5 protein-coding genes and 2 pseudogenes are annotated in these 6,694 nt (G+C 51.3%); all 7 read right to left on the bottom strand.

Annotation, left to right across the window (positions count from 1 at the left end; genetic code table 11):
• Positions 1 to 183, bottom strand: a 183-nt coding sequence (locus SSCH_RS20490) for a hypothetical protein (RefSeq protein ID WP_232294488.1), incomplete at its 3' end; no start/stop codon positions are given.
• Positions 146 to 553, bottom strand: coding sequence for a hypothetical protein (locus SSCH_RS13845; protein WP_044665986.1), 408 nt, complete (start codon positions 551 to 553; stop codon positions 146 to 148). The genes SSCH_RS13845 and SSCH_RS20490, both read right to left, overlap by 38 nt.
• A gap of 1 nt (position 554) precedes the next feature.
• Positions 555 to 1,688 carry a metallophosphoesterase family protein gene (locus tag SSCH_RS13840; protein WP_044665985.1) on the bottom strand — a complete coding sequence of 378 codons (1,134 nt, stop codon included), beginning with the start codon at positions 1,686 to 1,688 and terminating at the stop codon, positions 555 to 557.
• A gap of 647 nt (positions 1,689 to 2,335) precedes the next feature.
• Positions 2,336 to 3,286 (bottom strand): ornithine carbamoyltransferase, encoded by a 951-nt coding sequence (gene argF, locus SSCH_RS13835; protein ID WP_044665984.1) that lies wholly within the window; start codon positions 3,284 to 3,286, stop codon positions 2,336 to 2,338.
• Positions 3,287 to 3,321: 35 nt separating this feature from the next.
• Positions 3,322 to 4,497, bottom strand: a pseudogene (locus SSCH_RS13830) (acetylornithine transaminase).
• Between the two features lie 411 nt (positions 4,498 to 4,908).
• A pseudogene (locus SSCH_RS13825) lies at positions 4,909 to 5,184 on the bottom strand (amino acid kinase family protein); the annotation flags it as partial.
• Between the two features lie 541 nt (positions 5,185 to 5,725).
• Entirely contained in the window at positions 5,726 to 6,676 is a 951-nt protein-coding gene (argF, locus tag SSCH_RS13820) for an ornithine carbamoyltransferase (RefSeq protein WP_044665982.1), read from the bottom strand.
• Positions 6,677 to 6,694: the final 18 nt, after the last annotated feature.

Here is a 6,694-nt window from a genome sequence, read left to right as displayed (position 1 = left end):
CATAACAGATAATAGAAATTCTTTTTTCCTGTAAAGATCAAGTTGCTCTCCGATCTCCTCCAGTTTACCCTTCGTCCAGTAGTTCATCTTAGCCGGGAGCCCTGCCGCAGAGCGGGCATTTGCCACAACTGTACTCAGATTATCTTCAAAATCCGCTGAAAAATGCTGGATACAAGGCATCAATAAGAGGTCCCTTTTTCTCTCGTTTGCCGGACCAGAGAAAATGAAGGTCACTGCCGCGCACAATAGGCAGCCGCGAAAACTCCTGGGGGAAACCGAAGTTCTTGTCCAGATCAACACTTCCTGTGCAGGTCATCTCATTCCCCTGGTATTCCAGCTTTACATAGCCATCATAGTCATCAAAGCGCCGTGATTGAAAGCGCGACTGGGCGCTCCCTCTTTTAAAGAGCATATTTACGATTATGTCAACCAGGGATGTCTTCCCGGTCTCATTTTCATCGAAAACAACTGTGCAGTTCTTATAGCTATGAAGATACAACACCGGTTTAGTCAAGGGCCCCACAGGTTGGCAATTTATCTCCAAAATCCGCACTCTATCTCCCCCTTCCCATCTGCTGCAGCAGCAAGGAAAGAGCCTTGCGATAAAGGCCATGTCGGTCTTCCCGCACTTCCCGGGCGAGTTCATATAGAGATGGGTCACTGCAGTCCTCCAGAGCCAGGGGATCCGGGGGTTCCAATTCACCCAGGAACTGCAGGCATCGTAAGGCAACCCCTGACAGCCTCTCCATTCCGGTGATCTGAGGTGTTCCGGTGTTGACGGCTCTCCAGCGAGCGCGGTTTTTTCTCACCATCAATTCTATTTCTGCTGCACAGTCCTCTTCACTGATACCCTCTACCCATCCCTCTGCCTCCAGATCCAGGATAACCTGGCTGTCAGCCTCACTCTCCAGAAAAGTGCCTATCTCTTCTAATATTTTTTCCTCTTCCCCGGGAACAAAGAAGAAGGATACCGCTTCTCTGCGGGGCACCCCAGGGATCTCCGCCCCCTCTACACAAATACCCTCAACAGAAACTTCGATGAGAAAAACGATGCGCGCCCCATTCTCCCCCTTTGCCGTAGGATAGGGAGTTCCGCTGTAGGCCACCTGTGTGTTGTTAATCTTGATGGGAGGGCGTGTAGGGTTGTGCCAGTGCCCCAATGCGATGTAGGACGGAGGGAACTGCTCCAGATCCCGGTCCCATAAACAGGCACTGCCTTGGTCATCTTTCTCTTCAGCAAAAAAACAGGCTGATAACGATGAATTGTAGAAATCCGTATGCATAAGAGCTATAAAAGGGGACTCTTCCCCATGCACTAAGGAACAGAGTGCTTCGATACCCTGCCGCCCTGGAAGATAGGGTATTCCCAGGAGAGGAACCCCCTCCAGTTCCCACCTGACAGGATACTTGCAGATGTGTACATCCCTCCCGTAGTACTCTCCGGATTGAAAAGCCTGTAGGTCGTGGTTGCCAGGGATCAAAAAGACATCTTTACCCAAGGAATCAAACAATTCGCGCACCTCGACCCTGAGATCTTGGGCAGCAGCGGTGGAATCAAAGAGATCCCCACAAATGAGTAAGGCTGAACAGTCGAGATCTTCCACCATCTGACACACAGAACGGAAGGCCTCCATGCGCTCCGGCACTCCCGGAGCCAGGTGCACATCTGCAGCATGAAGAAGTCGCAAATAAATCCCCCACTTTACCTATCTTCCTGTATTAGGATGTGCTTTATGTATTCGCCATCGACCAACCTTTCCCTCCCTGGGGTCAGGCTTGAGTAATTTACTTTCTGCTGGCTGAGACACGGGGACGGTTCTCGCGTCTCACTCTCGCGTCTCACTCGGTTCTCATCCACCGGGTGGGATACGAGAACGGCAGGCTGTGCGAAAAGTACGTAAAATGGTTTTGAATGCTGCAATAAATATATGGGCATTCTTTACATGTCATATGTTGTGGTGTTCAGTTATTGGTGACTGTCACCACTTTGGGTTACTGGTGACTGTCACCATTTTGCGTCACCATTTTGCTCCATTTTGCTGACTTTCCCTCTGTTTTTATTCTCCGCCGGTGTCAAAGGGCAACATAATCTACAGAGAAGAAACCCGCCGCGGCCAGGCAGAAATCCGGGTGCCGGCCCCATAGATAACATCGCTCTATAGAAAAAACCCGCCATTGTCAACGGCGAGTCTCCATAAATAGATAATCAATTTGACACCAATGCAACCTCCGGTAAGATCACCGGAAAGAGGGATACCCCTTAGTACCAGGCACCAAAAGCGGCCGTCTTTTCTCCGACCTCCGGCATCTGACATCCATTTCTGCCAGGCACTCTTTAACCTATTAATAGGGCCATAATAGCCTTATGGGCATGCAGGCGGTTTTCCGCCTCATCAAAAACCACCGAATGGGGTCCATCGATAACCTCATCGGTGATCTCTTCACCGCGATGAGCAGGCAGGCAGTGCAGAACAATCACATCTTCATTTGCTCCTTTTAGCAATTCAGTATTTACCTGATAGTGCTGGAAAACTTGCGCCCTCTTTTCCTGTTCCTTTTCCTGTCCCATACTCGCCCAGATGTCTGTGTAAACAGCATCAGCGCCCTTGACCGCCTCAACCGGATCCTCCACTACCTCCAGCTGTACACCGGACTTGGCTGCATCCTTCCGTGCGGCTTGAAGGACTGACACATCCGGCTCATACCCCTGTGGGCAGGCGATGGTCATGTGCACCCCCATCCTGGCACAAATCTGCAACAGAGAATGGGCAACATTGTTCCCATCCCCGATATAGGCAAGCTTTAAACCCGCCAGTTTACCCTGGTGCTCTTCAACAGTCATCAGATCCGCCACTACCTGGGTAGGGTGAACAATATCTGTCAAGCCGTTGATCACCGGAATTGAGGCATACTGGGCCAGTTCATCCACATCCTCCTGATCAAATGTCCTGATCATGATTCCGTCCAGGTACCGCTCCAGGGTCGCAGCTGTATCGGGAAGGGACTCCCCGCGGCGCAGCTGGATATCCTGGGAGCTCAGGAAAAGGGCATAGCCACCGAGTTGATACATCCCCACCTCAAAAGAAACCCTGGTGCGTGTGGAGGGCTTTGTGAAGATCATCCCCAGGCTCTTCCCCTGTAAAATCGTATGAGGGATGCCCTTTTTTAGGTCTCTCTTCAAGTCATGGGCGGCATCGATGAGCAGCCGGATCTCCTCAGCGGTAAAATCAGAAATCGTCAGAAAATCCCGTCCTTTTAAGCTTTTATCCAGGTATGCACCAGACATTTTTTACATCTCCCTATTGTTTAAAATATCGCTTTCTATGACAAGATTAAAACACGCAGTGCCTCCTCCAGGATCCCCACTGCCTCATCAACCTCTTCTCTGGTTATGATCAAAGGAGGCAGGAAGCGTATCACCCGCTCTGCAGTGCAGTTGATCAGGAGTCCCCGCTCCTGACAGAGTGCTACCATCTCCTGTCCGGGACGGTCAAGCTCCATCCCCATCAACAGTCCCATCCCCCGCACCTCTTTGATAAATGGATACTTCTTTTGCAGAGCATCCAGGCATGCTTTCATATACTCCCCGGTCTTTGCTGCCTGCTCAACAAGCCCCTCTTCCTGAAGCACCTGAAGAACCGCCCTTGCTGCCGCACAGGCCACCGGGTTCCCCCCGAAGGTGGAACCGTCGGGTGCCGGGCTGGAAAACCCTGGCTACCTCTTCCCGCGCCACCGCAGCACCGATAGGCAGTCCTCCCCCCAGGGCCTTAGCAAGGGTAAGGATATCAGGCCGCACCCCGTAGTGTTCGTAAGCAAAGGCCTTTCCGGTACGCCCCAGGCCGCACTGCACCTCATCAAAGATGAGCAAAATCCCCTCTTCACGCCGCAGTTCAGACAGAGTTTCCATCAGTTCCAGGGAAGCGGGATAGACACCGCCCTCCCCCTGCAGCGGCTCTATCATAACAGCTGCGGTTTGCGACCCTACAGCCTTCTTCAGCTCCGCAACATCATTGAAGGGGAGATGGCGAAACCCCCCCGGCAGGGGTGTGAATCCGCGGGAAAACTTCTCTTGGCCGGTTGCTGCCAGTGTCCCCAGTGTCCTGCCGTGAAAAGACTTTGTAAAAGCAATGATCTCCGGGTTCTCCCTGCCATGTTCGTAGGCGTACTTGCGGGCAAGCTTGATTGCTGCCTCATTAGCCTCAGCACCGCTGTTGCAAAAGAAAACACGGTCAAGGCCGCTTAAGACTGCCAACTCCCGGGCTAAAACCGACAAGGGGCTCAAACCGAGTAGAGGTTGGAGCAGTGAATCAACCGCTCTGCCTGCTCGCGGATTGCAGCAACTACCCTGGGGTGACAGTGTCCCACAGCATTGACAGCGATCCCCCCTACAAAATCAAGATAAGACTTACCTTCATCATCCCAAACACGCACCCCATCCCCCCTGGCGATCACCAGGGGAAGTTGTGCATAATTTTGCATCAGGTATCTCTTCCCCATTTCAGTTATTTGATTACCTGTCATAACATCTCCTCCCGTCAATAGTGGTTAGTTGTTAGTTGTTAGTTGTTAGTTGTTAGTTGTTAGTTGTTGAAAAATTCGTTGCATAAAGTGGATTGAGAGAATCTCCTGTTAATTTGATCCACCTTTGATCCACCTTTGATCCACCTGAGAAGCATTTCCGTCTACTTCTGACTTCCGACTTACGGTTTCCGACTTCTGTTTTTTCGGCTGGTCTTTTGATAATAATTTTCCGATTGCTAAAAAATAGGCCATAAAACATGTTCCCAATACACTCACTGATATGTATTAGCAATAAAGCAAGCCTGACAGAACTAGCGGTCGGAAGCCGGAAGTCGGCCGTCCACGTTGCTTCCAGAAATGCGCCAGGAACCGTCCCCGCTGCATCTTCTACTTATCTACCATTGTGCCGACACCTTCGTCTGTGAAGACCTCCAGCAGGATTGAGTGCAGGATGCGGCCGTCGATGATGTGGGTGCGCCCCACACCGTTCTTGAGGGCATAGACACAGCACTCCACCTTGGGAATCATCCCGCCGGCAATCACTCCCCTGCTGATCAGATCAGGGACTTCCGCGGCTTTGATCACTGAAAGAAGACTCTGAGGGTCATCACGATCGACAAAAATTCCTTCTACATCTGTAAGCAGCACCAATTTATTGGCCTTAGACACGTCGAGACACGGGGACGGTTCTCGCGTCTCATCCACAGGGAGAGACACGGGGACGGTTCTCGCGTCTCACTCTCGCGTCTCACTCGGTTCTCATCCACAGGGTGGGATACGAGAACGGCAGGCTGTGCGAAAAGTGCGTAAAATGGTTTTGAATGCTGCATTAGATATATGGGCATTCTTTACATGTCATATGTTGTGGTGTTCGGTTATGGTGACTGTCACCATTTTGCTCCATTTTGCTGACTTTCCCTCTGTTTTTATTCTCCGCCGGTGTCAAAGAGCAACATAGTCTACAGAGAAGAAACCCGCCGCGGCCAGGCAGAAATCCGGATGCCGGCCCCATAGATAACATCGCTCTATAGAAAAAACCCGCCATTGTCAACGGCGAGTCTCCATAAATAGATAATCAATTTGACACCAATGCAACCTCCGGTAAGATCACCGGAAAGAGGGATACCCCTTAGTACCAGGCACCAAAAGCGGCCGTCTTTTCTCCGACCTCCGGCATCTGACATCCATTTCTGCCAGGCACTCTTTAACCTATTAACAGGGCCATAATAGCCTTATGGGCATGCAGGCGGTTTTCCGCCTCATCAAAAACCACCGAATGGGGTCCATCGATCACCTGATCGGTGATCTCTTCACCGCGATGAGCAGGCAGGCAGTGCAGAACAATCACATCTTCATTTGCTCCTTTTAGCAATTCAGTATTTACCTGATAGTGCTGGAAAACTTGTGCCCGCTTTTCCTGTTCCTTTTCCTGTCCCATGCTTGCCCAGATGTCTGTGTAGACAGCGTCAGCATCCTTGACCGCCTCTACCGGGTCATCCACTACCTCCAGCTGCACACCGGATTTGGCGGCATCATTTCTAGCCGATTGAAGAACTGACGCATCAGGCTCATACCCCTGCGGGCAGGCGATGGTCATATGCACCCCCATCCTGGCACAGATCTGCAGCAGGGAATGGGCAACATTATTCCCATCCCCGATATAAGCAAGCTTTAAACCCGCCAGTTTACCCTGGTGCTCTTCTACAGTCATCAGATCCGCCACTACCTGGGTGGGGTGAACAATATCTGTTAGTCCGTTGATCACCGGAATTGAGGCATACTGGGCCAGTTCATCCACATCCTCCTGGTCAAAGGTTCTGATCATGATTCCATCCAGGTACCGCTCCAGGGTGCGCGCTGTATCAGGAAGGGACTCCCCGCGGCGCAGCTGGATATCCTGGGAGCTCAGGAAAAGGGCATAGCCACCGAGTTGATACATCCCCACCTCAAAAGAAACCCTGGTGCGTGTAGAGGGCTTAGTGAAGATCATCCCCAGGCTCTTCCCCTGTAAAATCGTATGAGGGATGCCCTCTTTTAAGTCTCTCTTCAAGTCATGTGCGGCATCGATGAGCAGCCGGATCTCCTCAGCGGTAAAATCAGATATCGTCAGAAAATCCCGTCCTTTTAAGCTTTTATCCAGGTATGCACCAGACATTTTTTACATCTCCCCATT

This window comes from Syntrophaceticus schinkii (assembly GCF_000946815.1).
In the GTDB taxonomy this organism is placed as follows: domain Bacteria; phylum Bacillota; class DSM-12270; order Thermacetogeniales; family Thermacetogeniaceae; genus Syntrophaceticus; species Syntrophaceticus schinkii.
The sequence above is the reverse complement of the archived record's forward strand: the minus strand, read 5'-3'. Positions and strand labels throughout refer to the sequence as shown.